Source organism: Aquabacter spiritensis, assembly GCF_004346185.1.
In the GTDB taxonomy this organism is placed as follows: domain Bacteria; phylum Pseudomonadota; class Alphaproteobacteria; order Rhizobiales; family Xanthobacteraceae; genus Aquabacter; species Aquabacter spiritensis.
Genome location: NZ_SMAI01000011.1, coordinates 1 through 22,339 on the forward strand (window position 1 = coordinate 1; position 22,339 = coordinate 22,339).

General features: G+C 66.3%; 24 protein-coding genes. 6 read left to right on the forward strand and 18 right to left on the reverse strand.

Annotation, left to right across the window (positions count from 1 at the left end; translation table 11 throughout):
- Window positions 1-52 precede the first annotated feature (52 nt).
- The 5 genes from EDC64_RS16130 to EDC64_RS16145 all read right to left on the reverse strand — a co-directional run bounded on the left by EDC64_RS16130 (window position 53) and on the right by EDC64_RS16145 (window position 2,647).
- Window positions 53-1,120 carry a replication initiator protein A gene (locus EDC64_RS16130; RefSeq protein WP_132033231.1) on the reverse strand — a complete coding sequence of 356 codons (1,068 nt, stop codon included), beginning with the start codon at window positions 1,118-1,120 and terminating at the stop codon, window positions 53-55.
- 10 nt (window positions 1,121-1,130) lie between these two features.
- Entirely contained in the window at window positions 1,131-1,412 is a 282-nt protein-coding gene (locus tag EDC64_RS16135; protein ID WP_132033233.1) for a helix-turn-helix transcriptional regulator, read from the reverse strand.
- A 121-nt stretch (window positions 1,413-1,533) separates the two neighbouring features.
- Entirely contained in the window at window positions 1,534-1,974 is a 441-nt protein-coding gene (locus EDC64_RS16140) for a DUF2285 domain-containing protein (RefSeq protein WP_245504741.1), read from the reverse strand.
- Complete coding sequence (locus EDC64_RS23850; RefSeq protein WP_245504742.1) at window positions 1,886-2,266, reverse strand: transcriptional regulator domain-containing protein; 381 nt, start codon at window positions 2,264-2,266, stop codon at window positions 1,886-1,888. The genes EDC64_RS16140 and EDC64_RS23850 overlap by 89 nt, the downstream gene beginning before the upstream one ends.
- A 120-nt stretch (window positions 2,267-2,386) precedes the next feature.
- Window positions 2,387-2,647, reverse strand: a complete 261-nt coding sequence (locus EDC64_RS16145) for a DNA -binding domain-containing protein (protein WP_245504743.1) — start codon at window positions 2,645-2,647, stop codon at window positions 2,387-2,389.
- Between the two features lie 255 nt (window positions 2,648-2,902).
- Here EDC64_RS16145 and EDC64_RS16150 point away from each other — a divergent pair, with 255 nt between their 5' ends.
- Window positions 2,903-3,151 (forward strand): helix-turn-helix domain-containing protein, encoded by a 249-nt coding sequence (locus EDC64_RS16150; protein WP_132033237.1) that lies wholly within the window; start codon window positions 2,903-2,905, stop codon window positions 3,149-3,151.
- Between the two features lie 88 nt (window positions 3,152-3,239).
- Here EDC64_RS16150 and EDC64_RS16155 read toward each other — a convergent pair whose 3' ends face one another.
- From EDC64_RS16155 to EDC64_RS16190, 9 genes are all read right to left on the reverse strand, one after another.
- Complete coding sequence (locus tag EDC64_RS16155; RefSeq protein WP_132033239.1) at window positions 3,240-3,566, reverse strand: DUF736 domain-containing protein; 327 nt, start codon at window positions 3,564-3,566, stop codon at window positions 3,240-3,242.
- 629 nt (window positions 3,567-4,195) lie between these two features.
- Window positions 4,196-4,636: a hypothetical protein gene (locus EDC64_RS16160; protein ID WP_132033241.1), complete on the reverse strand. Its 441-nt coding sequence runs from the start codon at window positions 4,634-4,636 to the stop codon at window positions 4,196-4,198.
- Window positions 4,637-4,743: 107 nt separating this feature from the next.
- The gene (locus EDC64_RS23595; protein WP_165933797.1) at window positions 4,744-4,911 is read right to left on the reverse strand and encodes a hypothetical protein; all 168 of its coding nucleotides are present in this window, start codon (window positions 4,909-4,911) and stop codon (window positions 4,744-4,746) included.
- A gap of 282 nt (window positions 4,912-5,193) precedes the next feature.
- Window positions 5,194-5,616, reverse strand: a complete 423-nt coding sequence (locus EDC64_RS16165; RefSeq protein WP_132033243.1) for a type II toxin-antitoxin system VapC family toxin — start codon at window positions 5,614-5,616, stop codon at window positions 5,194-5,196.
- Window positions 5,613-5,867 carry a FitA-like ribbon-helix-helix domain-containing protein gene (locus EDC64_RS16170; RefSeq protein ID WP_132033245.1) on the reverse strand — a complete coding sequence of 85 codons (255 nt, stop codon included), beginning with the start codon at window positions 5,865-5,867 and terminating at the stop codon, window positions 5,613-5,615. Before EDC64_RS16170 ends, EDC64_RS16165 begins: the two co-directional genes overlap by 4 nt.
- 84 nt (window positions 5,868-5,951) lie before the next feature.
- Window positions 5,952-6,878: a DUF2493 domain-containing protein gene (locus EDC64_RS16175; RefSeq protein ID WP_132033247.1), complete on the reverse strand. Its 927-nt coding sequence runs from the start codon at window positions 6,876-6,878 to the stop codon at window positions 5,952-5,954.
- A 315-nt stretch (window positions 6,879-7,193) separates the two neighbouring features.
- Complete coding sequence (locus EDC64_RS16180) at window positions 7,194-8,228, reverse strand: DUF7146 domain-containing protein (protein ID WP_132033249.1); 1,035 nt, start codon at window positions 8,226-8,228, stop codon at window positions 7,194-7,196.
- Window positions 8,229-8,290: 62 nt separating this feature from the next.
- Window positions 8,291-10,354, reverse strand: coding sequence for a ParB/RepB/Spo0J family partition protein (locus EDC64_RS16185; RefSeq protein WP_132033251.1), 2,064 nt, complete (start codon window positions 10,352-10,354; stop codon window positions 8,291-8,293).
- Window positions 10,355-10,512: 158 nt separating this feature from the next.
- Window positions 10,513-11,706: a DUF932 domain-containing protein gene (locus tag EDC64_RS16190; protein WP_132033253.1), complete on the reverse strand. Its 1,194-nt coding sequence runs from the start codon at window positions 11,704-11,706 to the stop codon at window positions 10,513-10,515.
- A 216-nt stretch (window positions 11,707-11,922) separates the two neighbouring features.
- Between EDC64_RS16190 and EDC64_RS16195 the strand changes: the two genes are divergently transcribed.
- The gene (locus tag EDC64_RS16195) at window positions 11,923-12,519 is read left to right on the forward strand and encodes a hypothetical protein (protein WP_132033255.1); all 597 of its coding nucleotides are present in this window, start codon (window positions 11,923-11,925) and stop codon (window positions 12,517-12,519) included.
- 1 nt (window position 12,520) lies between these two features.
- Window positions 12,521-13,609, forward strand: a complete 1,089-nt coding sequence (locus tag EDC64_RS16200) for an XRE family transcriptional regulator (protein ID WP_132033257.1) — start codon at window positions 12,521-12,523, stop codon at window positions 13,607-13,609.
- A gap of 14 nt (window positions 13,610-13,623) precedes the next feature.
- On the opposite strand, the gene EDC64_RS16205 is transcribed toward EDC64_RS16200, so the two are convergent.
- A complete protein-coding gene (locus EDC64_RS16205; RefSeq protein WP_132033259.1) occupies window positions 13,624-14,685 on the reverse strand; it encodes a site-specific integrase in 1,062 nt (353 codons plus the stop codon).
- Window positions 14,686-14,797: 112 nt separating this feature from the next.
- On the opposite strand from EDC64_RS16205, the gene dusA reads away from it, so the two are divergent.
- Both dusA and EDC64_RS16215 read left to right on the forward strand, forming a co-directional pair.
- Window positions 14,798-15,793 (forward strand): tRNA dihydrouridine(20/20a) synthase DusA, encoded by a 996-nt coding sequence (gene dusA / locus EDC64_RS16210; protein ID WP_132033261.1) that lies wholly within the window; start codon window positions 14,798-14,800, stop codon window positions 15,791-15,793.
- A gap of 169 nt (window positions 15,794-15,962) precedes the next feature.
- On the forward strand, window positions 15,963-16,799 hold the full coding sequence (locus tag EDC64_RS16215; RefSeq protein WP_132033263.1) for a sulfite exporter TauE/SafE family protein: 837 nt from the start codon (window positions 15,963-15,965) through the stop codon (window positions 16,797-16,799).
- A 7-nt stretch (window positions 16,800-16,806) separates the two neighbouring features.
- On the opposite strand, the gene EDC64_RS16220 is transcribed toward EDC64_RS16215, so the two are convergent.
- Window positions 16,807-17,682 carry a hypothetical protein gene (locus EDC64_RS16220; protein WP_132033265.1) on the reverse strand — a complete coding sequence of 292 codons (876 nt, stop codon included), beginning with the start codon at window positions 17,680-17,682 and terminating at the stop codon, window positions 16,807-16,809.
- A gap of 270 nt (window positions 17,683-17,952) precedes the next feature.
- Here EDC64_RS16220 and EDC64_RS16225 point away from each other — a divergent pair, with 270 nt between their 5' ends.
- Window positions 17,953-18,846 carry an ATP-binding protein gene (locus tag EDC64_RS16225; RefSeq protein WP_132033267.1) on the forward strand — a complete coding sequence of 298 codons (894 nt, stop codon included), beginning with the start codon at window positions 17,953-17,955 and terminating at the stop codon, window positions 18,844-18,846.
- Between the two features lie 92 nt (window positions 18,847-18,938).
- On the opposite strand, the gene EDC64_RS16230 is transcribed toward EDC64_RS16225, so the two are convergent.
- Together EDC64_RS16230 and argS are read right to left on the reverse strand one after the other, a co-directional pair.
- Window positions 18,939-20,495, reverse strand: a complete 1,557-nt coding sequence (locus EDC64_RS16230) for an SPOR domain-containing protein (protein ID WP_132033269.1) — start codon at window positions 20,493-20,495, stop codon at window positions 18,939-18,941.
- An 84-nt stretch (window positions 20,496-20,579) separates the two neighbouring features.
- A complete protein-coding gene (gene argS / locus EDC64_RS16235) occupies window positions 20,580-22,328 on the reverse strand; it encodes an arginine--tRNA ligase (RefSeq protein ID WP_132033271.1) in 1,749 nt (582 codons plus the stop codon).
- Between the last annotated feature and the right edge of the window lie 11 nt (window positions 22,329-22,339).

Below are 22,339 nucleotides of genomic sequence, written 5' to 3' on the forward strand. Positions count from 1 at the left end.
CTCCAGTCTACGATTAAGGGAAAACGAGTCTCCGCTTTAAGGGGAAGATCAGTCACCGATCACCCCCAGTCTTCGCTTTGCGGAAAACTGACAGCTGATCTGCGGCGCTCACAAAAGCGCTCGCGCGCCTCTTAAAGTTAGATTCTGGGTTAGACTCTAAGTTAAGGGCGCGATTTCCTGATGCAGGACAGGGAGTTAAGGCCTGTTTGGGTTCCTGATAGCACGAGGCACCGGTTCCCGATGGCACGATAGTCCGGGTTCCCGATAGCACGAGGCTATCCACAGCCTGTCCACAGGGCGCGGCTGGCTCGAAGGCGAGCAGCAGCCGGCCGCTGACCTCGACCTCAACGAACAGCATGTAGTTGGGAAGCGGCTGGCGCCGGATCAGATCCCTGAGCTCGAAGGCGAAGCGCTTGAACGGCGACAAGCTGCCCGACTTCTGGTGTAGGTGCCGGAAATCGAACCGCCACCCGTCCTGCTGCCGCCCGCCATGCTTGCGCACCAGCCGGTAGAGCCAGCGTTCCAGCCCGCCCGTCAGCCCGAAATAGGCCCGGTCGATGGTAAGCACGAGCGCGTCGTCGAGCACGGCGCGGTAGAACCAGTCCGGCAGGATGAGGTCGACGCCATCAGGTCGGCCGTTGCGGTCGGTCCGTTCCTGCCATTCATTGATCCAGGAGAAGCGGTGCCGGCGCCCCTCCGCCGGCTGGCGGATGGTGGTCGAGACCGTGGTGGACTGGAGACGGTCGAGCGCGGCCTTGAGGCGCTGATAATCGCGCAGCGAGGTGCCGCGCCCGACAAAGGTGAGGATCTCATAGGGCGTCGCCGCCATCAGGCGCGAGGTGCGCAGCCCCGCGTCGCGCGCCTCGACGATCTGGCTCGCCGCCCAGATGAGAATGTCGGCGTCCCAGATCGTCGCCATGCCGTGGTCGGGCACGGCCTCGACCCGGATGGCGATGCTGCCGGTCCGAAAATCGATCGGCGCCACGCGATGGGTCTTGGAGAGGGAGAAGAAGGGATAGGCCATGAGATCCTGCGCATCTCGTGGCGCGAAGTCGCCTGGCAGGGCGCGGAACAGATCCAGCTGTCCGCGCTCCGAGAGGCTGTGATGCCGCGCCGCCATGGTGGTGCGTTCAGCGCGCGGCGCGGCCAGCGAACGAACCGGCGGCAAGCGCGTGGCGCTTGGCCGGCAGGACGGTGCCGCGCGGATCGGATGTCGAGGTGACCGCGCCGCGCTCGGTCCATGCCTGCAGGTCGTCGATGGAATAGACGACGCGTCCGCCCAGCTTGCGAAAGGCGGGACCGGTGCCATAGGTGCGGTGCTTCTCAAGCGTGCGGGCCGAGAGGCTGAGAAACGCAGCCGCTTCCTTGGTGCGCAGATAGCGCGGCGGGAGGGGGGCGAGATCGGGTCGCATGGAGCGGGCCTCCGTGGGTGTGGCGGGTGCTGCCGGAGTGCGGCGGCGGACGGTGACCACGGTGGCGGAGGAGGAATGTCGGGAGGGATGGGGAAGATTGGGGGGCTAAAATCCCCACCCGTCACGGGCGGCGGCGATGCCGGAACAGCCGCAGATAGCCGCCGGCAATCAGGCCGGAGCCGCCTTCCACAAGGCCGATGACGCGGTCGCGCAAGGGAGATGTCTTCCAGGGATCGGCCGCCACACGCTCTGTGCCGAAGACAGCCTCTGCGATGGCCCGGTAGCTCGCACCCCGGTTTCGTCCGTCGCAGGCCTGAAGCATCAGCCGCAGGCGCCCCCGTTGCTGGCGGGTCATGCGGGTGTCGGGGGGCACGGGCTTCCTACGGCGCGCATGCCAGAGGCGGTTCAGCGCCTCGATACGGCCCGGCAGATCGTCGTCGAAAGGGATCAGGGCGGCGATCGGTGCGCCGGGTTCAACGATGGAGAGGAAGAGGGGCAGCGGTGCTGCAGAAGCAGGTGTCTCCGCAGGAGCAGGCAGACAGGTCTTGCCGGTGTCCGGCAAATTGTCGGGCAGCGCGGTGAAAATCGTTACGGCCGGATTGACGCGCGGCGACCACTGAAGCCGTTGTAAGTGTGCAGGAAACGAGGGGTTCGCCGGGACATCGTAACCCCCAGCGATGCTCTACCTCGGCCGAGAAATGTTCAGCCGCTCTCTCGGCATCCACGAGGTCTCGATAAGCCTGCTGGTAGGCTTCATCGCGCCTCAGGCACTCCCAGGCCAATCCCTCCACGGAGAGATCATCGAAATAGTCGTAGGTCCGACTGTCTCGCCAGCGCGACGTATCGGGCTTCATGAGCGACTCCCAGACGGTGCATGCCGTTGGGAACAGCAATTAAGGATTGCATCGCGAGGCAGAACTCACCTCACAGGCAACAGGTGATGCGGCGCGCGCATCACATGGACCGGAGGCGCTTCAGTTGACACTGTGCGGGAGCAGATCGCGATAGCCTGTCTGGGCGAGCCAACGGGCGCGCTCCAGATGGCTGTCATGTACCGCGCGGGCGCGGGCAGGCTCCTGCGCCGGATCAATCCCGAACAGGACGACCACCACTTCCTGCCAGTCCGCTCCCTCGGCGGTCGCATCGAGCAGGCGCATATAGAGCTTGATATGGGCGCGGTCGTAGGCGGTCAGTTCCTGACCGGACGGCGCCTTATCCTCAAACGCCTTGGCCACGTCCATCCCCCGCAAGCTGTCGCTTCTTCTGTCGCAAGCCAAGCCGTCGGCGACGGTGTGGGGGTGCAATTTGGGATCATTCTATCATGCGTGCTCATAAAGCCGAACGCCGCGTCGCCGGTGCGCACACCTGATCCACCACCTCTTTGGCACTGCCGATGCAAGGCATCAGGCGACCGCTACCCACGCCGTGGCGAGTGCGATGTAGAGAATACTCCGTGGTGAAATACTCATCAAGCGACTGCTCTCTCGGTCATGGAGATCCGAGAGGTGTTCGCGCACAATCTGAAGGCCTTGCGGCTTGCCAAGGGGCTGTCGCAGGAGGAGCTTGCGCACCTCGCGGACATTGATCGCACCTATATCAGCTCACTCGAGCGGTGCGTTTACAACGCCAGCATCGATGTGGTGGAGCGGCTCGCCTCGGTTCTCGGCGTCGAGGCGTCCGACCTGCTCCTGCGTCGGCCGAAAGGCCCAGCCGAGACCGCTCTCGAAGACGACAAGTAGGGAACGATTGTAGCCATCATCGCGATCGTCGCCGTCTTGCCGATGGCGTTCGTCCCCGGCCTCGGAGGCCGGGGACGCGGCCCGCGCTTCAGTCGCTGCGGCGTCCGTTGGGGCGGGACCAGATGAGGGAGAAGGACTCGCCGTCTTCGTCGTCGAAGAGATTGGCGTAGATCGGGGCGGTGAAGCTCGGATCGTCGAGCTTGAGGCCCAGATAGTCGCGGCCCTCGGTGGAGCGCTTGGACCAGGCGGCCCCGATCTCGGCGCGGCCGACCAGGACCCGATGGCTGGGGGCGTTCTCGCCGGTGGCGCGGGTGTCGGGGATGATGCGCACGCCCCGGGCCTGCACGCCGAGGGTCACGATGTCGCCGGTGAACTCGTTGGTGCCGGTCTTCTTGAAGGTGCCGATGGTGGCCATGTTCCGTCTCCGTCCTGTCTTCTGAGCCCGCGCCATTGCGGCCTCGATGGCGATCGAAAGGCCGAAGGCGAGCGGCGCCGCATCGCCTCGGGGTCCCCGTCGCGCTCGCGCGATGGGGTGAGGATTGCGACCGCAGCGCAGCGGAGGACGGCGCAGGCGCGACTTTGTTGCTCCGCGAGGAATGACGGCGATCCGGGGCCCCGCGCAGCGCGCGGGGTGGGCGTCGGCAGGGGAAGAAAGTCGGGACCAGCCGTTGTGGCATAGGCGCTCGAGGCGCAGCCGACCTTCGGCCAGATCAGGCCATTGAAGAGGCCGTCTGGAGCGGGCAATGGCTGATGGATGAGGGAGATGGTTTGGCCTCGCGCCGGACATAGAGACGCGCCGGCGAGCATCGGCGGACGATACCCTGAGCTTGGCCAAACTGCCGTTTCCCTGGCCCGCCAACGCCTCGAATGCTCCACTCCGAGGGGCCTTTCAACAGCGACACGGCCGCCGTTTGCCGCGCACGCTAACTCTGCCGTACAGCATGGCGAAACGGACCATTTGGGCTTCCGCTCCCTCCCGGCCCAGCCCTTTGACGCGGACGTAATGTCATTCGCCTTCTGGTGCGCCGAGCGGATGTTGCGGTGTCAGTGGGCGGAGCTGTGTCCGCCAGAAGGGCGCAATGCCTTCCTTCCGGTGATGCGCACGAAGGCGACGATGCCGACCACGCCGGCTCCGAGGATCGAAAACACCATCTGCCACGTATGGGAGGGCATGGTGTGCTTAACGATGCCATGGGTGGCGTGGAAGCCTGCCGCAGCGGCCGGGACGACGAATGCGGCCGCGATCATCAGGCGCGCCCAGATCGGGCGGACGATCGCGAACAGGAACTGGCCGAGGCCGTAAGTCAGGCCAGCGGCGGCAAGGCCGACAACAAGTACGCCGAGCCATCCGCCGCCGGTGCCATAGGCCCATGTGCCCGCCGTGATGCCCGCAAACAGCGGCAACGCGAACACCGCAAGCGCGAAGAGTTGCCAGCAGAGGAATGCGATCGTCGCGATGCCGAGAAGAATGCCGATGAAGATCATGGGGACGGCTCCGTAAGATCGGAGGAATGTGTCGCCACCGACTCCGACGCACCCGCCCGATGAGCAGAATTGGCGGCGGCCACCATTCATGGCCGCCGGTTCGCCTCTCAGGAGGCGAAGGGGTCGATCTCCCGGACGATGGCGGCTTCGTCGCCGTCATACTCGGCAGCAGGAATGACGGAGAGCGTTCCGTCGCCGGCGCGGAAGATCACGACGGTGGCCATTAGGGTGGTGGCGAGGCTTAAGGCGAAGGCGTGAGCGATCTGGGCGGACATCGACCTGGCTCCTGCGCGAGCGGAGGTCCATCCCCCGCTGACAGGCGCCCGAAGAGGCCGGCCGTTGGCCGCAATCACCGCGTGAGGCGCAGCCGGAGCGGAGGCACGCGCAGCGTCGTCCGACCCTTCATGGGTTGATGGCGTCAGGCCATCGGCTGGACCCAAGGATCAGCGTCGTGAAGCGGGGATGGTCGTCCGGTCAGGAGACCGTGATGGCGGGCTACTGCGCAGGTCGCTTCCGCAGCGTTGCCAGGTTGAACACGTGCTGACTGTGGCAGGTCGTCAGCTGTCCACGTTCCACGGATTGATGACCGCCACACCGGCGGCGTCGAACGCGCTGGTATCGCGCGTGGCCACAGTGAAGCCCCGGGAGGCTGCGATTGCAGCGATATAGCCGTCGGGCGTCGGAAAGCCCTTCCCGGCCGCGCGTGCTTTCACGGCGAGGCCGGCATAATGTCGTGCGGCAGCGATGTCGAATGGCAGGACACGGTCGGCGAACAGCTCCATCACCCCATCCAGGGCCTCGGTGAGCCGGTCCTTGCGCTTGCCCGCGGGCAGCGCACCGATGCCAAACAACAGCTCGGCGATGGTGACGCTGGAGAGATAGAGCGTCTCGGCAGCCTGCTCGTCGAGCCAAGCCCGCATGGCGTCGTCGGGGATAGGCTTCATCGCCTCCGAGATGACATTGGTGTCGAGAAGGATCATTCGAAGCTCATGGGCTCGGCAGGCGTCCTCTCACGCGCCGGGCTGAGACCGTCGATGTCCTCATTGGTCAGGCCGAGGCGGCGGCTGCGCTCCGCGAGCGCCGTTCCGAGCCGAAGGCGCGTGTCAGGGCGAACGGCGGTCTCCAGGATGTCGCGCATCTCGGCTTCGGTGCTGCGGCCATGCTGGGCCGCACGCACCTTGAGGGCGCGGTGCGTTGCCTCCGACAGATTCCGGATCGTCACTGCGGGCATGATGGCGCCTCCAGTAAGGCTGATAGCATTGATAGCAAAATAGAGGAGTTGCCATCATATTCAAGATTGCGGGTATGGCGGCGCTCATGCGCCGCCGGAACTGAGGCGATAGACCGGAATGCCCATCTTGCGGGCCTTGTCGGCCAGATTGTCCTGAATGCCGGTGCCGGGAAAGATCACGACCCCGATCGGCACCACGTTCAGCATCTGGTCGTTGCGCTTGAAGGGCGCGGCCTTGGCGTGCTTCGTCCAGTCGGGCTTGAAGGCCACCTGCGGGACCTTGCGGCTGTCGGCCCAGAGGGACGCGATCTTCTCCGCGCCTTTGGGCGAGCCGCCATGCAGCAGCACCATGTCCGGGTGCTTGGCGTGGATCTGATCGAGCTTGGCCCAGATCTGGCGGTGATCGGCGGTGTCGCCCCCCGAGAAGGCGATCTTTGGCCCGGCGGGTACCAGCACCTCGGTATCGGCACGCCTTCTGGCCGCGAGGAAATCCCGGCTGTCGATCAGTGCTGCGGTGAGATGGCGATGGTTGACCCGTGATCCGGCCCGTGGCGTCCAGGGCGAGCCTGTGGCGATACGGTAGCGGTCTGCGGCGGCCTCGCGGAAGGATTCCATGCCGTCGCGGCGGCCGATCAGGTTCATGCCGATGTCAATCAGTCGCTCGAGTTCGAGAGACTTCACCTCGGACCCGTCCTGCTCGCGCTGAAGCTGCTTCTGGTCCTGCTCATTATCGTCAAGCTTCTGCTCGATCCGGTCCACGGCGCGGTGGAACATGTTGACGGTCGACCAGAGGAGATCGGGAAGCTCGGCATCGAGGCTGGTGTCGGTGATCGTGGCGACAAGGGCGTCGAAGATGTCGGCAACGGCGCCGTCGATGAGGCGGTCCTCCGGTGGCGGGCGCTGGTCGCGCTCGTCCTCGGAAGGACGATGGCCGTGGAGCTGCAACTCCTGGATCAGGTGGTCGGTCGGCGATGAGACGTGGTGCGGCTCGTGGTCGTCATGCGCGCTCATGGGATGCTCCGTCGGTGTGGACCGCTTGCCGTGGCGGCCTTCATGGCGACGAAGCCGTCGGGCGGGACGGAACTGCACCCGGAGCGAAGCGAGAGGGCCGAAGCGTAGCGGAGGATGGCGAGAAGCCGGCGATTTTGCTTCGCGATGGAAAGCGGCCAGAAGGCTGCGCCGGAAAATCGTCGGTGGCAGCCATTGCCGATCCGGCCCGGCTGACGGCCGATCGCCCTCTCGAAGGCGCAAGGCGCGGTCCTCTTGCCGTCACTGACGCATCCTTGCGGGTATGGCAGCCAAGGATCGCGGTTCAGCCCGCTCCGGCTATGGGGGCAGGTTCATGAAGCGCGCCACGTCCTCCGTGGCGAGTTGCACCCGAACACCCGTCCGAAGTGCATCCATACCGAGCCGCTGGAGATCCTCGTTGAAGTCCCCGAGCGCTGGCGACAATGGGATGGCCTCGATGCCCTCGGCGTTCGCCCGTTCGATCAACGTGTCCCGGGCGGCGTCACCGGCAGGATCGTTGTCGCGGATGATGTAAAGCCGCCGCAGCCTCAGTGGGAACAGGATGGCGGCCAGATGCGCGGCCGAAAGTGCCGGTGCCATCGCCATATCGGGCAGGACCTGCCGGAGAGACAGCATGGTCTCGATGCCTTCACCTGCCGCCATCACGCTGTCGGGCACGCCGATGCGAACGGTAGACCCAAGCAGATTACCCATCGCCTTGCGCGGCGTGTCGACTGGAGCCTTGTCCGTACCGTCGGGGGCGAGCCAGGTGCGGTGTACGCCGGTGATCCTGCCGGTGAAATCGGAAATGGCGGCGATCATGGCGGGCCAGGTCTCTGACGGGCCGTCGTCAGGCTTGTAGTAGCAGCGTGGATGAAAGCGCAGGTTTCCGGTTCCGTGCAAAAGCGTAATGCCGCGTCGGCGCAAATACGTCTCTGCGATGGTCCCGGCGATGGGCTGCGACATGGCGAACAACCGGCGTGCCGCTTCGACCGCCCCCGATGGAGCCGGCCGGACACGGCTAGGTGGTGCTGCGGGTTCCGGTTTGGGATCCGGCAGGCTGAGAAACGTTCGTGCTTCGGCAGCAATGTCGATGAAATCAGTGAGGCCCAGCGATCCGCGGATGACATCGAGAAGATCGCCATGTTCGCCGGTGGCGGCATCGGTCCATTTGCCCGCCGGCCCCTTCGCGGATGCCTGGAGCCGGACGAAGAGCGAGCGACCGGGTGTGTTTCTGATATCGCCGACGAGCCAGTAACGACCCTCCCGGCGACCATTGGAAAGATAGTGTCGGCAGACCGCCTCGGCTTGATTGGCGAGCCGCCGCGACAGATCGTGAGCAATCCCGGACATGGCGAGCTTTTCAAAAGCAAAGGCCCGCCGACAGAGCCGGCGGGCCGAGATCGTGTTGAGGGTTACTCCGCCGCTACGGCAGGGGGGATGTCCGTGGTGTCCTCAGTATCCTCAAGGCTCCCGTCTTCGCCCATGGCCGTTGTGCTGTCCTGAGCCGCCGTTTCTCCGCCAACTGCGGGTTCAGAGCCGCGCAGCGGTTCCGGGAGCCAGCCGGTATCAGCCAGCAGCGTTTCGGCCTCGCGGGCCATGTCGCCTTTCTTCAGGTGCGCGATGCGCTCTGCCGCACGCGGCCCCTTGGCCTCGCTCACCGCCTGCAGAATGCGGGCCTTGGTCACGCGCCCGAGGAAATTGTCCACGGTCGGCTTCCACCCGGAGGCCGCCATATCGAGATCGACGGCGCGTGCGAGCTGATCGGCATGGTGCAGCGCGCGCGGGCGCCGGTTCCAGGCTTCATGGACGGCGTTCACCGATAGGCTCACCACATGGGCGAACAGGCCGGCGCGGCTGTCGCTGTCCCAGTCGTGCAGAGCCTCCCAGAGATCAGCCGAGTCCTTCGGCAGGGCCTTGGCCCAGCCTTCATGTCGGGCGTGGATCGCCGCGGCCGAGACGCTGTCGTTCAGCCCCGGCGCCTGCGCGCTGAACGCCACGCTCTTCAGGTCGAGTTCGAGGCAGCTATCCGAGCCGTAGTGATAGAAGCTCTTCAGCGTCAGGGCATGCAGGGCCGCGAGGAAGGCGACGTCGGGCCGTTCGCCCAGCGCCTGGCGCAGGCCGAGCGTGCGATGCGAGGTCAGCTCGGTCATCAGCCGGTCCGAGAGCGCAGACAGCCCTTCGTCCTCGTCGGGCTCGGGGATCGGCGCGTCTGCCATGACGGCCTCGCCGTTACCCCTGGCCACAGCGGCGGCAAGGTGCGGCCCGGCGTCTTCCGCGACGACTTCGGGTTCCACCGGCAGTTCGTCCTCCGGCCGCACATAACCGCGCTCAATGCGCACCGCGCCATCATGGGCGATGCTGACGAACGCGCCGGCGCGCGCCACATCCAGCGGATCGAAGGCGATCGGACGCGCCTCGAAGGCCTCGATCGCCGTCTCGATCTCGCCGAGCCGCGCATCGACCTCTTCCGGCAGTTCGTCCGCCTCGGCATAGGTCTCGGACAGGCGATCATATTCCGCCTGGAGGGCGTCGCGGCTCGCTTCCTCCTCAGTGGTGAGCGGGATGGTCTCGCCGCGCAGCTGTCGCAGGCCGTAGGTGTGGCCATAGGCGAAGTCGGGCGCCATCTCGACCCATTTCCAGCCCTCGGCGGAGACAGTGGCTGCCTCGGCCTTCAGCTTCTCGGCCACCAGCCGGTCGACCAGCGCGACATCCTGCAGCCAGCCGCCATCATCACCCTGGAACAGGTCACGCAGGATGGTGCCGCCGGCATCGACATAGGCCTCGAGACCGATGAACTGGGCGCGTTTGTCGCAGGCGCGGACCGCGCCCTCGGTCAGCATGCGGCGGATGGCATAAGGCTGCTTGTCATAGGATGTCTTCAGCCGCTCGAAGACCTGTTCCTGCCGCGCATGGTCGCCGGACACGGTGAAGGCCATGAGCTGGTCGAGCGTCAGGCCGTCCTCGGCATAGACCTCCAGCAGCACCGGCGAGACCGAGGCGAGCTTGAGGCGCTGCCTCACTACGCCGACGGAGACGAAGAAGGCGGCGGCGATCTCTTCTTCCGACTGGCCCTTCTCCCGCAGGGCCAGAAAGGCGCGGAACTGGTCGAGCGGGTGCAGCGGCGCGCGCTGGACATTCTCGGCGAGCGAATCCTCCTCGGCGATACCGCCCTCCCGGATGACGCAGGGCACTGGCGCGGTCCTGGCGAGGCGCTTCTGCTTCACCAGCAATTCCAGCGCCCGATAGCGCCGCCCGCCCGCCGGGATCTCGAACATGCCGGTCTCGACGCCGGTGTCGTCAACGACCGGGCGAACGCTGAGGCCCTGCAGCAGGCCGCGCCGGGCGATGTCCTCGGCCAGTTCCTCGATCGAGACGCCAGCCTTGATGCGCCGGACGTTCGACTGGCTGAGCAGGAGCTTGTTGAAGGGGATGTCACGCGAGGGCGAGAGCGTGATCTTCTGAACAGTGATCGCCATGGAAGGCACCTCCGCAACGGGCGGCCAAGAGCCTCTCTCTCGGCCTCCAACCCGTCACGAAGCGCAGCGCCGCCCTCTCACTCTGGAGGGCGACGCCGCAGATCCGCACAAGCGGAAAGCCGGAGACACGGATCTCCGCATCTCCGGCTTTCCGGAAGTCAGGCGGCCCGATCGAGCAGTTTTTTGGCCCGCCCCTCGAGGTCGAGTCTTGCATCCTGGTGCGGCTTGTCGCGTGCGACCGCGGTGATGCCCTGCACGAAGTCGAAGATGCTCTCGGGCTTGCGCCCTTCCTCGGCCAGCACCGTGTCGATGATCCGCGCCGTCTCGGCCCTGGAGAAGCCCCGGTTGCGCAAGAAGTCGCTGCGGTCCTCGTCGGTCCGCGCGACGATCTTCTCGCGTGCGGCCTTGATGCCGTTGACGAAGGGCATGGGCGAGGAATTGGCGAAGCGGGTCAGGGCCGGGGCCGCCTCATGAGCGAAGCGCGAGGCGGCGTATTTGGAGTGGCGGATGGTGATTTCCTGGAAATCCTCGACGCCCCAGAGATTGCGGTTCTGGCACACAGCACGCAGATAGAAGCTCGCGATGCCGAGCGTCTTGGCCCCGACCTCCGAGTTCCAGCAGTAGAAGCCTCGAAAATAGAGGTCCGGCGAGCCGTCGGGCAGCCGCCCGGCCTCGATCGGGTTGAGATCGTCGACCAGAAACAGGAAGACGTCGCGGTCGGAGGCATAGAGCGTCGTCGTATCCTTGGTGATGTCGACACGCGGATTGTAGATGCCCGTCGACCAGTCGAGCACGCCCGGCACCTTCCAGCGCGTGTCGCCGGTGCCGTTGCCAGCGATGCGCTGCACTGCCTCGACCAGTTCATGATCGTAGATCCGGCCATAGTCCGGGCCGGTCACCGCGCGCAGTTCGACGCGGCCATCGGCGGTTTCAAAGGTCTTGATCTGCTCGGCGCGGTGCGAGGTCAGGCCATATTGCAGATTGATGCCGGCCAGCGCGGCGGGAAGTTGGCGCAGATAGGCAGCCGGCGCCCCGATCTGGGCCGCGAGCTGGCCGAAGGACCAATGGTTGGGCTCAACGGGTGCGTCCGCCCCGGGCAGCACCAGCGCCAGCCGCTCGGTATTGGACCGGCTCGCCTCCACATGGATGCGGGACGTCTCCACAAGGCGCGACCGGCTGTGATCGGCCCGGCCCCGCACCATCGCGGCCAGTTCGCCGAGCGACAGGAAGCGCTCGTCGTCCGGTCGGGAGAACCATTCCGACGACACGCGCCCGATCCGCTCGCCGCGCGTGACATCCACCTTGTAGCCGCCGCTGACATCACGACCGGCATCCAGAACCTGCATGTTCATGGGGATCACCCTCCATGACGGGCGTCGGGAAGACTCTCTCCCGACCCTCAACCCATCACGGAACTCCGATCCGGCCTCTCACTTTGAGGATGGGATCTACTCGCGTCGCTTCGAAAGCCTCCCGGGGCCTCGCGAAACATAATTGAAATTTTTTCGTTTAATTTACGAAATTTCCGGAGTATCGATTGATCATCAGCAACAGCGCGAGTCGCCACCGTGAGCTATCCAGACGCTGACGAAGTCTACCGAGTGTTGAAAGACTTCGAAGAGCCGTTGATGGCCGTGCACCTCAAGGCGTGGGATCGGCTGGTCTCGAACCCTGATTGGCCGTCACTGGTTTTCGCCAGGACCGGAACAGGCATGATGCATGACTTTATCGTCCAAGAGGCGGGTTTCGCATTGGACGACATGCCTGGGGTTAGTCGCATCGCGCACGATAAGAGCGTGCGGTATCTGTTTAAGGATCGTGTGTTGCTGCGGTTCAAGCACGGCTCGGCAAGGGGACTAGGTAGCAATATTGATACTCAGGCCAATGATGATTTCATCGATGCTCAGGTCGATTTGCTGGGCATGCCTGAAGCGATGAAGGTCGAACTGCTATGGTACGAAAACCGTCTGCGCACCAAGCTTGATCGCGTCGAGGTTACCGCCCGAGACGGTAAGCGGCGGCTCTGGGGCTACCCAATGGGTAGCGAGCCTGATATCGCCACGCTGCCGTTTGACGCCCCGGTCGATCCGATCGTCCCCACCAAGACGGCACCTCTGGTCACGGTCAAACCAGTGCCAAAGACAGATACAAAGGACGGCGAGTAGCATGGCATTTTCAGGAGCAATGCTCCGTCTTGCGCGGCAGAGGAGAGGGATTCGCCAGAACGAGGCAGCCCAGCAGTTGGGCGTCTCGCCGTCAGATCTGTCCCGCATCGAAAACGACGCCAAGGAGCCGCCCCAGACTTTCATCGAAAAGGCGGCTGCTGCTTTCCGAGTACCGGAAGGCTTTTTCGCACTGACAGATACCGTCTATGGAGCGCCCGTTTCGGTGCATCCCATGTGGCGCAAAAAAGCGGACGTCTCCGCAGGCGAGCTCGACAGTGTCATTGCCGAGCTCAACGTTCGCATCATGCATCTCCGCCGATTGTTGCAGGCCACGGAGATCAATCCTAGCCGCACCATCCCGCAATTAGATATCGAGGAATATGGTGACGCGGAAACGGTAGCTGGACTGTTGCGGAGGCACTGGATGATGCCTGCTGGACCGGTGAAGAACCTAACGGCTCTGCTGGAAGAGGCCGGCGTTATCGTTGTACATTCCCCAATGGGCGGCTCTTCTGTGTCCGGCGTAACATTCCGTGTGCCTGGCCTTCCCCCGCTGATTGTTCTCAACAGCGACCAGCCGGCTGATCGAATGCGCTTCACGCTGAGCCATGAGTTGGGGCACATCGTGATGCACCGGTTCCCGACACCTACCATGGAAAAGGAGGCGAACGACTTTGCCAGTTGCTTCCTGGTGCCAACGCAGGACGTTAAATCTCATTTTGGTACTGGCCGCGTAGACCTCCCTAGACTCGCAGCGTTGAAGCGGGTTTGGCGGGTGTCGATGGCCAGCCTTGTCTTTGCCGCGGACCGTGCTGGCAAGCTGACGCCAGCTCAGAAAAACTACATCTGGCAGCAGTTCTCGGTTGCCAAGATACGCATGGCTGAACCGCCGGAGCTTGACTTTCCGCGCGAAGAGCCGACGATCATAAAAAGCTTGCTTAGAGCTCACATCGAGAACTTGGGCTATTCGATAGCCGATCTGGCGCGCATGTTGACGATGAACGAGTTGGAATTGCCAGACTTTTATGATTTGATAGAAGCCCTACGTGATAAGCCAACAAGGCCGCAGGGACTACGGCTCATCAAATAACTCTTCGCGATAAGCTATGCCGCTCTCGCAGCCCGGATGGTGTGCAGCGCTTCCGGCTTGAGGTGGGTGTAGCGCCGCAGCATCTTCCAGTCCTTGTGACCGGTAACTAGCGCAACCTGTTCGATGGTGAAGCCGGCCTCGAATAGCCGGCTGGTGCCTTCGTGGCGCAGATCGTGGAAATGCAGGTCCTCGATCTTGAGGTCCTGGCACTGGCGACGAAATGCGGTGCCGACCGAGCGGCCGTTGTAGGGGAAGATGCGGCCTTCCCGCCGGCTCAAGGCGGCTCCTTGCTCCTCGATGATCTTGCATGCGTCGTAGCCTGACACGTCGAGCAGCGGGATGCGCTGATGGTTGCCGTCTTTCCTGCGCGGATCCTTGCGGTCCCGAACGAGCAGCATCCGCGTCCTTGGATCGAAGTCGCGCCATTCGACACGGCAGATTTCTTCCTGACGCATCGCTGTGGCTACGGCGAAGCGCACGATCCTTCCGACGGGAATGTTCTGCCGAGGGTTCTCGTCCAGAGCCTTGATGATGCGGTCAAGCTCATCCTGCGTCGGCCGGCGATCCCGCTCCTTGCCTTTCCCGATCAAGCCAAGCCGCTTCAAGGCAATGCGCGCGAGATCGAGGGGTTCGGTCGAGAGGGTCACGCCGTGGACCGCCGCAGCGTGGGAGAGCACGGTCTTGATATATCCGAAGTCCATGCCCACCGTGACCGGACCAGCCCCTTCCTTCGCGCGGTCCTTGCCATATTTGATGAGACGCTCGCGGTCGAGCTCGGCAATCTTCAAGGCGCCGAGCGCCTCGTCGATGGCGGTAAGGCAGAAGTCCTTGGAGCGCCCGATCCTGACCCCCACCTCGGCCATGTCATGCCGGTGAAGCGCGACAAGGTCGCCAAAACGTTTCGCATCCCGCGATTTGCGCGAGATGGCCGGCTCTTGCCGATCTATGCGGCGTTCGGTTTCGATCGCCCATTCTTCAGCATCCTTGCGGCGCAGGAACGTCTCACTGACGTACTGCCCCTTCCGACGGATCTGGGCTCTCCAGGATCCGGATTTTAGTTTAGTGAAGGTAGCCAAACCGTGTGCGCTCCGTGTGCACTCACGCGTCGAAAAATCGGAAATTGGGGCGTATCGTGGCGGAAAATCGAGTGCACACGGCATGCCCCAACCCGTTGAAGATACAAAAATAATGTCGAAAAATCAATCATTTAGATTTGCCGTGGCACCTATGATGGATTGGACCGACCGGCACTGCCGGGCGTTCCACCGCAGCCTGACGGCGCGCGCGCTGCTCTATACCGAGATGGTCACGGCGCAGGCCGTGATCTTCGGCGACCGGGATCGGCTGATCGGCTTCGACGCGGTCGAGCATCCCGTGGCGGTGCAGCTCGGGGGCAGCGAGCCGGCGTCGCTCGCGCAGGCGGCGCGGATCTGCGCCGAGCGGGGCTATGACGAAATCAATCTGAATGTCGGCTGCCCCTCCGACCGGGTGCAGGGCGGCAGTTTCGGCGCCTGCCTGATGCGGGAGCCGGCGCGCGTCGCGGACTGCGTCGCGGCGATGAAGGCGGCGGTCGCGGTCCCGGTCACGGTGAAGTGCCGCCTCGGCGTGGACGATCAGGACCCGGAGATCGCGCTCGACGCGCTGGCCGACGCGGTGGTCGCGGCGGGGGCGGACGGGCTCGTCGTGCACGCCCGCAAGGCCTGGCTCCAGGGTCTTTCGCCGAAGGAGAATCGGGAGATCCCGCCGCTCGATTACGACCGCGTCCACCGGCTCAAGGCCCGCCTGCCGCACGTTCCGGTCAGCCTGAACGGCGGCCTCGCCTCGGTCGCGGACGCCCGCGCGGCGATGGCCGGCCTCGACGGCGTGATGCTCGGCCGCGCGGCCTATCAGAACCCCGAACTCCTCCTGGAAGTCGATCCCGTTTTCTTCGGCTGCGCCCCGCCGCACGCCGACGCGTTTGCGGCGGTCGCGGCCTTCGAGCCCTATATTGCGGCGCATCTCGCGCGCGGCGGGCGGCTGCACGACATCACCCGCCACATGCTGGGCCTGTTCGGCGGGCGGCCGGGGGCGCGGCGCTTCCGACGTCGGCTCGCCACCGAAGGGGTTGCGCCCGGGGCCGGCCTCGACGTGCTGCGCGCCGCGCTCGCGGATCTGCGCGCCCCGGCCCGGCGTGACGCGGCCTGATTGGCGCAGTCGCGCTGCGAGGCCCTTCCCGCCATGCTCTGAGAGCATATCGCGGCCCCTGCCCTCGCGCTGGGCGGCCTGGACAGGTCGGCCACGCTTGGGACACAGTTCGCGCCCTTCCCGGCCCTCCCGGCTCCTCGCCGCGCCCGCGTCCCCAAAGGCTTTCCTCATGCTCACCGCACTGTCCTGGGGCGACATCGCCGCGCTCGTCGCCCCCTTGCTGATCGGCGGGGTGGTCACGGGGATTCTCGCCGGGCTGCTCGGCGTGGGCGGCGGCGCGGTGATCGTCCCGGTGCTCTACGAGGTGTTCCGCGCCGTGGGTGTCGACGAATCGGTGCGGATGCAGCTGTGCGTCGGCACCTCGCTCGCCATCATCGTGCCGACCTCGCTGCAATCCTACCGCACCCACAAAGCGCGGGGCGCCGTCATTCCCGGCGTGCTGCGGACCTGGAGCATCCCGGCCATTCTCGGCATCGTCACCGGCAGCGCGATCGCCGCGGTGGTCGAGGGCTGGGTGCTCCAGGCGGCCTTCGTGGTCATCGCCCTGCTGATGGCGACGAAGGTCCTGTCCGGCCGGGACGATTGGCGCATCGCCGGCGAATTGCCGGGACGCCGCATGATGTGGGTCTACGGCTTCATCGTCGGGCTCGCCGCCTCGCTCATCGGCATCAGCGGCGGCGGGCTCGCCACCATCCTGCTCAGCCTCTACGGCGTGCCGATCCATGCCGCGGTGGCGACCGCCGCCGGCATCGGCATGCTGGTGCCGATTCCCGGGGTGATCGGCTATGCGATCGGCGGCTGGCCGCACCTGTCCGAACTGCCGCCTTTGTCGATCGGCTATGTCTCGCTGCTCGGCTTTGCCTGCATGGCGCCGGTGAGCACCCTGGTCGCTCCGTTCGGCGCCCGCCTCGCCCATTCCCTGTCCCGCCGGGCGCTGGAAATCGGCTTCGGCGTCTTCCTGCTGCTGATGGCGGCGCGGTTCTTCATCGCCATCGTCTGGGGCTGACGAGGGGCTACCAGCTGCGCCGGAAGCCTGCGCTCACCGCCTTGTTGAGCGTCTCGCCGGTGTCGGTCACCGAGGTCGTCACGACCAGCGGGCCGAACAGGGTCTGCGAGGCGCTGAGGCTCGGCTGCCAGGTCGAGCCGGCGCTCGACGCCGTCGTCGCCATGCTGATGCGCGTTCCGGTCTGCGCGAGATTTACGCTGACGGTCTTGCCGGTCTCCCACTGCTCGGTCCCGCCCGCGCCCATGACGAAGGCATAAGCGTCGGTCAGGCTCGCCGTCACCGAATCGAGCAGGGTCCATTCGCGGGTGAAGCTGGTGCCGAGGCGGCTTTCGTCCTGCAGCGCGTCGAGGCGCAGATCGACGCTGCCTTTCTCCCAGATCGAGAGGTTGGACAGAGCGGGCAGCGTGGTGCGTGCCCAGGCGACCGCGCCCGAGCCGGCGGGGGTCGAGATCGACGAGGTCTTGTAGGGCAGGCCGGCGGTCTGCGCGCCTTCGGCGAGCGACATGTCGACCCCGAACTCGGTCCAGGTCCAGTCGGAGAAGCTGCCCGCCGCGGTGACCGCGCTGGTGCCGTCGGGATGCAGGCTGCCGGAGACGCGCGTCGTCACGGCGCTTGGGGCCGGAGCGGCCGACGGAACGGCCGCCGCCCGCTTTGCCGTCACCGGTCCGACCGCCACGATGCCGGGAACCTCGATATCGACCTCGCTCCAGGTCCAGTCGGGGGTGCCCGAAAGGGGCGTCGCGGAGACGCGCGTGTCGGCAGAAACGGCCGGCCGTGCGGTCTCTCCCGCGCCATTCGCGGCCGCGGGCACCGTCCAGGCGCCGATCAAGATCAGGGGCAAAAGCGCCGGCGCCGCAACGCCGGTCAGGCTGGTCGATCGCATATCCGCTCCACAGCTTCGGACCCTGAGGTCCGCCTCGGATGCGCCCCGGCCCAGCCACCCGGAGCACCGCTGAGATATCCCCCCGACGTTAAAGGAATCCTACCGCAGCGCAACAGAGGCCTGTGAAAATCCCCGCGCAAATCGGGCAAGACCAAGCCGGCAGAAAGCTTTGCCGCATGCGCCGCCGGCATGACTGGAGGCCGCCGCCACGCGCGCCCGGTGCTTGCCCGGCCGACGGTGCGCCGCTATCCCCGTCCCAGGGAGACACCGATGACGCCAGACACCACTTTCGCCCCCGACGCCCTGCAGACGCTGCTCGTGCGGATCGCCGACGCGCTCGAACGGATCGCCCCGCCGCGCGTGCCCGCGCCCGATTTCGAGGCGGCCGACGCGTTCGTCTGGCACACCGACCCGCCGCGCTGCGAGCCGGTGCCGCGCGTCAACCGCGTCGACATGCACCTTCTGCACGGCATCGATCGGGTGCGCGATCAATTGGTCGAGAATACCGAACGCTTCGCGCGCGGCCTATCCGCCAACAATGCGCTGCTCTGGGGCGCGCGGGGCATGGGCAAGAGCTCCCTCGTCAAGGCTGCCCACGCGCACGTCAATGCCGCGCTGAAGGACGCGCCGGCCCGGCTCAAGCTGGTGGAGATCCACCGCGAGGATATCGAGAGCCTGCCGGAGCTGATGGCGCAGATGCGCCCGTCGGGGCACCGCTTCATCGTGTTCTGCGACGACCTGTCGTTCGATGCCGACGACACCTCCTACAAGTCCCTCAAGGCGGTGCTCGAAGGCGGCATCGAGGGGCGGCCCGACAATGTGATCTTCTACGCCACGTCGAATCGGCGCCATCTGCTGCCGCGCGACATGATGGAAAACGAGCGCTCGACCGCCATCAATCCCGGCGAGGCGGTGGAGGAGAAGGTGTCCTTGTCCGACCGATTCGGGCTCTGGCTCGGCTTCCACAAATGCAGCCAGGACGAATATCTGGCGATGGTGGCGGCCTATATCGCGTTTCACGATCTGCCCGTGGACGAGGCGACGTGGCGCCCCGCGGCGCTGGAATGGGCCACCACGCGCGGCTCCCGCTCCGGGCGAACGGCGTGGCAATATATCCAGGATCTGGCCGGGCAGATCGGCCGCCAGCTCAAGCCGGCGGCCTGAAAGCGGAGCGGGCAGCGCACGGCCCGCTCCGATCGACCGGCGCGAGCGGCACCGCCGCGCCGCGCTCCAGCGTAAAACTCAGCGGATCGCGGTCAGTTTCGGGTGACGACGCAGTCGCCGCCCTGCGCACGCAGGGCATTGCACAGCGTGTTGGCATCGTCGCGGCCGGCGAACGGGCCGACCTGAGCACGATAATAGATGCCGCGCTCGCCGAGGTCCGCCTTGCGCACCGACGCCGTATAGGCGCCGAGCAATTGCGGATAACGGCCCTGCAGCACCTTCCAGGAGCCGAGCGCATCGGCCTCCGTCCGCTGCGAGGAGACCTGGACCACATAGCTTCCGGTGGCGACCGCCGGCGGCGGGGACACGGCGGCCTGTTGGGCCGGCGGGGCGGCGGGCGCGGCAGAACCGGCCGACGCGCCGCGGCCGTCCGTGCTGATCGTGGTCACCGTCTTGGGCTGGGGCGCCCCCGCCGGAAGCGGGTTCTGGGTCGGCGCATAAGCCGTCGGCGCCACCCCGCTCGCCTGCGGTGCGGGCGCGGCCGTCGAAGCGGTCGCGGGGACGACGCTGCCGTCCGCCCGCACCGACACGGTGCGGACCTTCTTCGGCTCGGTGGGCGACACCGGCGTGGCGCCGGGCAGGACGCGGCCCGCATTGGCCGCGGCCGCGGCATTGACGTCCATCGGCTGTTCCTCGCGCGGCACGACGCGCTCGGTGCCGGCGGGTGCGCCGCCGACGCGGTCATAGATCAGCTTCTGGCCGTCCGTCCCCTGGCTCGCGGGCGCCGGCCCGGCGACCTTGCTCGGCGTCGTGTCGGCCTTGATGACCGGCGCGTTCTCCGACGACGCGCTGCCGTCGCCGCCGCCGTTGAGCAGCACGAAATAGCCGGCGGTCGCGGCAAGGCCGAGGCCCAAAACCGCCGCCGCCGCGATCAGGGCGACGCGGCTGCGGCGCCGGCGCGGCTCGGTCTCGTAGATCTCCTCGCCGTGCGGCGGCATATAGCCTTCTTCGCCGAACGCCGGATCGTAGCTGTCGTCATACGCGTCATAGTCCGCCCGGTCGCTTTCTGCGCCATAGGCATAGCCCGCCGCGGACGGGTCTTCGCCGTCGCGGGCCGGCACGCCGGAACCCGGGGCGCCATGCGACGGTGCGGCCTCGGAATAGCGCAACTGGCGCTGTGTCGTCTCGGCCTGCTCGGCCTCGGTCTTGCGGGCGAGCGAGCCATAGCCCGAACGCACGGTTGTGCGCTGAGTCTCGACTGCGCGCTCATAGGCGGTCGCGTCCCAGCCCTGATGATCGACGGCGCGGCCGCGACCCATGACCGTCGGCTCGTCGATGCCGGCGTCCGGCGCGGGCTGGGGATCGCGCGCGGTGCGCCGGCCCGGCTGCCAATCGTCGAAGCGGCGCTCGACCGGGGGGGCGCTGAACTGCGGGCGGGGGGCGCTCTCCGTTCGGGTGGTGCGCGTCTGGGTCGGCGCGTCCTTCGAGATGTCCGCGAAATCGGCGAACGGGTCCTCCTCGCCGATCAGGCGGGCGAGTTCGGCCAAAGGGTCTTCCCCGCCTTGCGCGGGGTTTGCGGCCCGTGCACCGGGCGTCTCGTCGCCGTAGCCGTCATCGCGCCGGTAGCGGAAGCTGCTTTCGTCGCCCATAGTGCCTCGACGGTGTCCGTGATTGAGTTCGAACCGCTGCCGCGGATGAAGCGCGCGGCGCGCCGGGACCGCCCCGGAGCACGGTCATTTCATTTCTTCGACGGCCTCGACCCCCAGCAGGCTCAAGCCCGAGGCGACGACCGCAGCGACGCCATGGACCAGGGCCAGACGAGCCATGGTCAACTCTCGATCATTCTCCATAATGAAGCGTAAATGTGGCAAGTCCTTTCCGCGATTCCATTGTGCATGGAATTCGCTTGCCAGATCATAAAGAAAAAACGCGATGCGATGCGGCTCGCGCGCCGTCGCCGCCTGCTCGATCAGCCGCGGCCAACCGGCGAGGCGCATCATCAGCGACGTCTCTCCGGCATCGTTGAGCCGCGCCAGGGCGGCATCGGCAAAGGCCGCGCGGTCCGAAGGCAGGTCGGCGAAGGCCTCCGCCGCATTGCGCAGGATCGAATGCGCCCGGGCATGGGCATACTGGACGTAGAAGACCGGATTCTCGCGCGACTGCTCGATGACCTTGGCGAGATCGAAATCGAGTGGCGCATCGTTCTTGCGGAACAGCATCATGAAGCGCACCGCATCGCGGCCGACCTCGTCGACCACCTCACGCAGCGTCACGAACGACCCGGCGCGCTTCGACATGCGCACCGGCTCGCCATTGCGCGTCAGGCGCACCAATTGGCACAGTTCCACGTCGAGCGTCGCCGTGCCGCCGCTGACCGCCTTCACCGCCGCCTGCATGCGCTTGACATAGCCGCCATGGTCGGCGCCCCAGACGTCGATCATGCGGCGGAAGCCGCGGTCGAACTTGTCCTTGTGATAGGCGATGTCGCCGGCGAAATAGGTGTAGCTGCCGTCCGACTTCACCAGAGGCCGGTCGACGTCGTCGCCGAAATCGGTCGACCGGAACAGCGTCTGCTCGCGGTCCTCCCAATCCTCTATCGGCGCTCCCTTGGGTGGGGCGAGCCGGCCCTGATAGACCTCGCCGCTCTCGCGCAGCTGCGCGATGGCGCGCGCCACGCGATCGTCGCCCTCGGTCAGCGAGCGCTCGGAGAAGAACACGTCGAAGGCGATGCCCAGCGCGCTCAGATCCTCCCGGATCATCGCCATCATGGCGGAGATCGCCTCTGCGCGGACGATCGGCAGCCACTCCGCCTCGGCCAGCCCCAATAAGGCGCGCCCATGGATGCGGGCGAGTTCCGTGCCGACCGGCACGAGATAATCGCCGGGATAGAGCCCGTCGGGGATCGCCCCGATGGTCTCGCCCAGCGCCTCGCGATAGCGCAGGAAGGCCGAGCGGGCGAGCACGTCGACCTGCGCACCGGCATCGTTGATGTAATATTCGCGCGTCACCGGGAATCCGGCGAAGGTGAGCAGGCTCGCCATCGCGTCACCGAACACGGCGCCGCGGCAATGGCCGACATGCATCGGTCCGGTCGGATTGGCCGAGACATATTCGACATTGACCGGCGTGCCGGCGCCGAAGGTGGAGCGGCCGAAATCCGGCCCTGAACGCAAAGCCGCCTCCAGCACCCGCACCCAATAGCCCGGGGAGAGCGCGATATTGATGAAACCCGGTCCCGCCACCTCGACACGCGCGACCTCGGGCACCCCCTCGAGCCGAGCCGCGATCAGGCCCGCCAGATCGCGCGGCTTCAGGCCCGCCTCCTTGGCGAGCACCATGGCGGCATTGGTGGCAAGGTCGCCGTGTGCGGCATCGCGCGGCGGTTCGACCACGATGCGCGAGAGATCCAGGCCGGCCGGCACCGCGTCGAGCTCGGCAACCGCGGCCCGCACGTGATCGGCAAAGATCGCGTAGACGTTCATGAACGCATCCA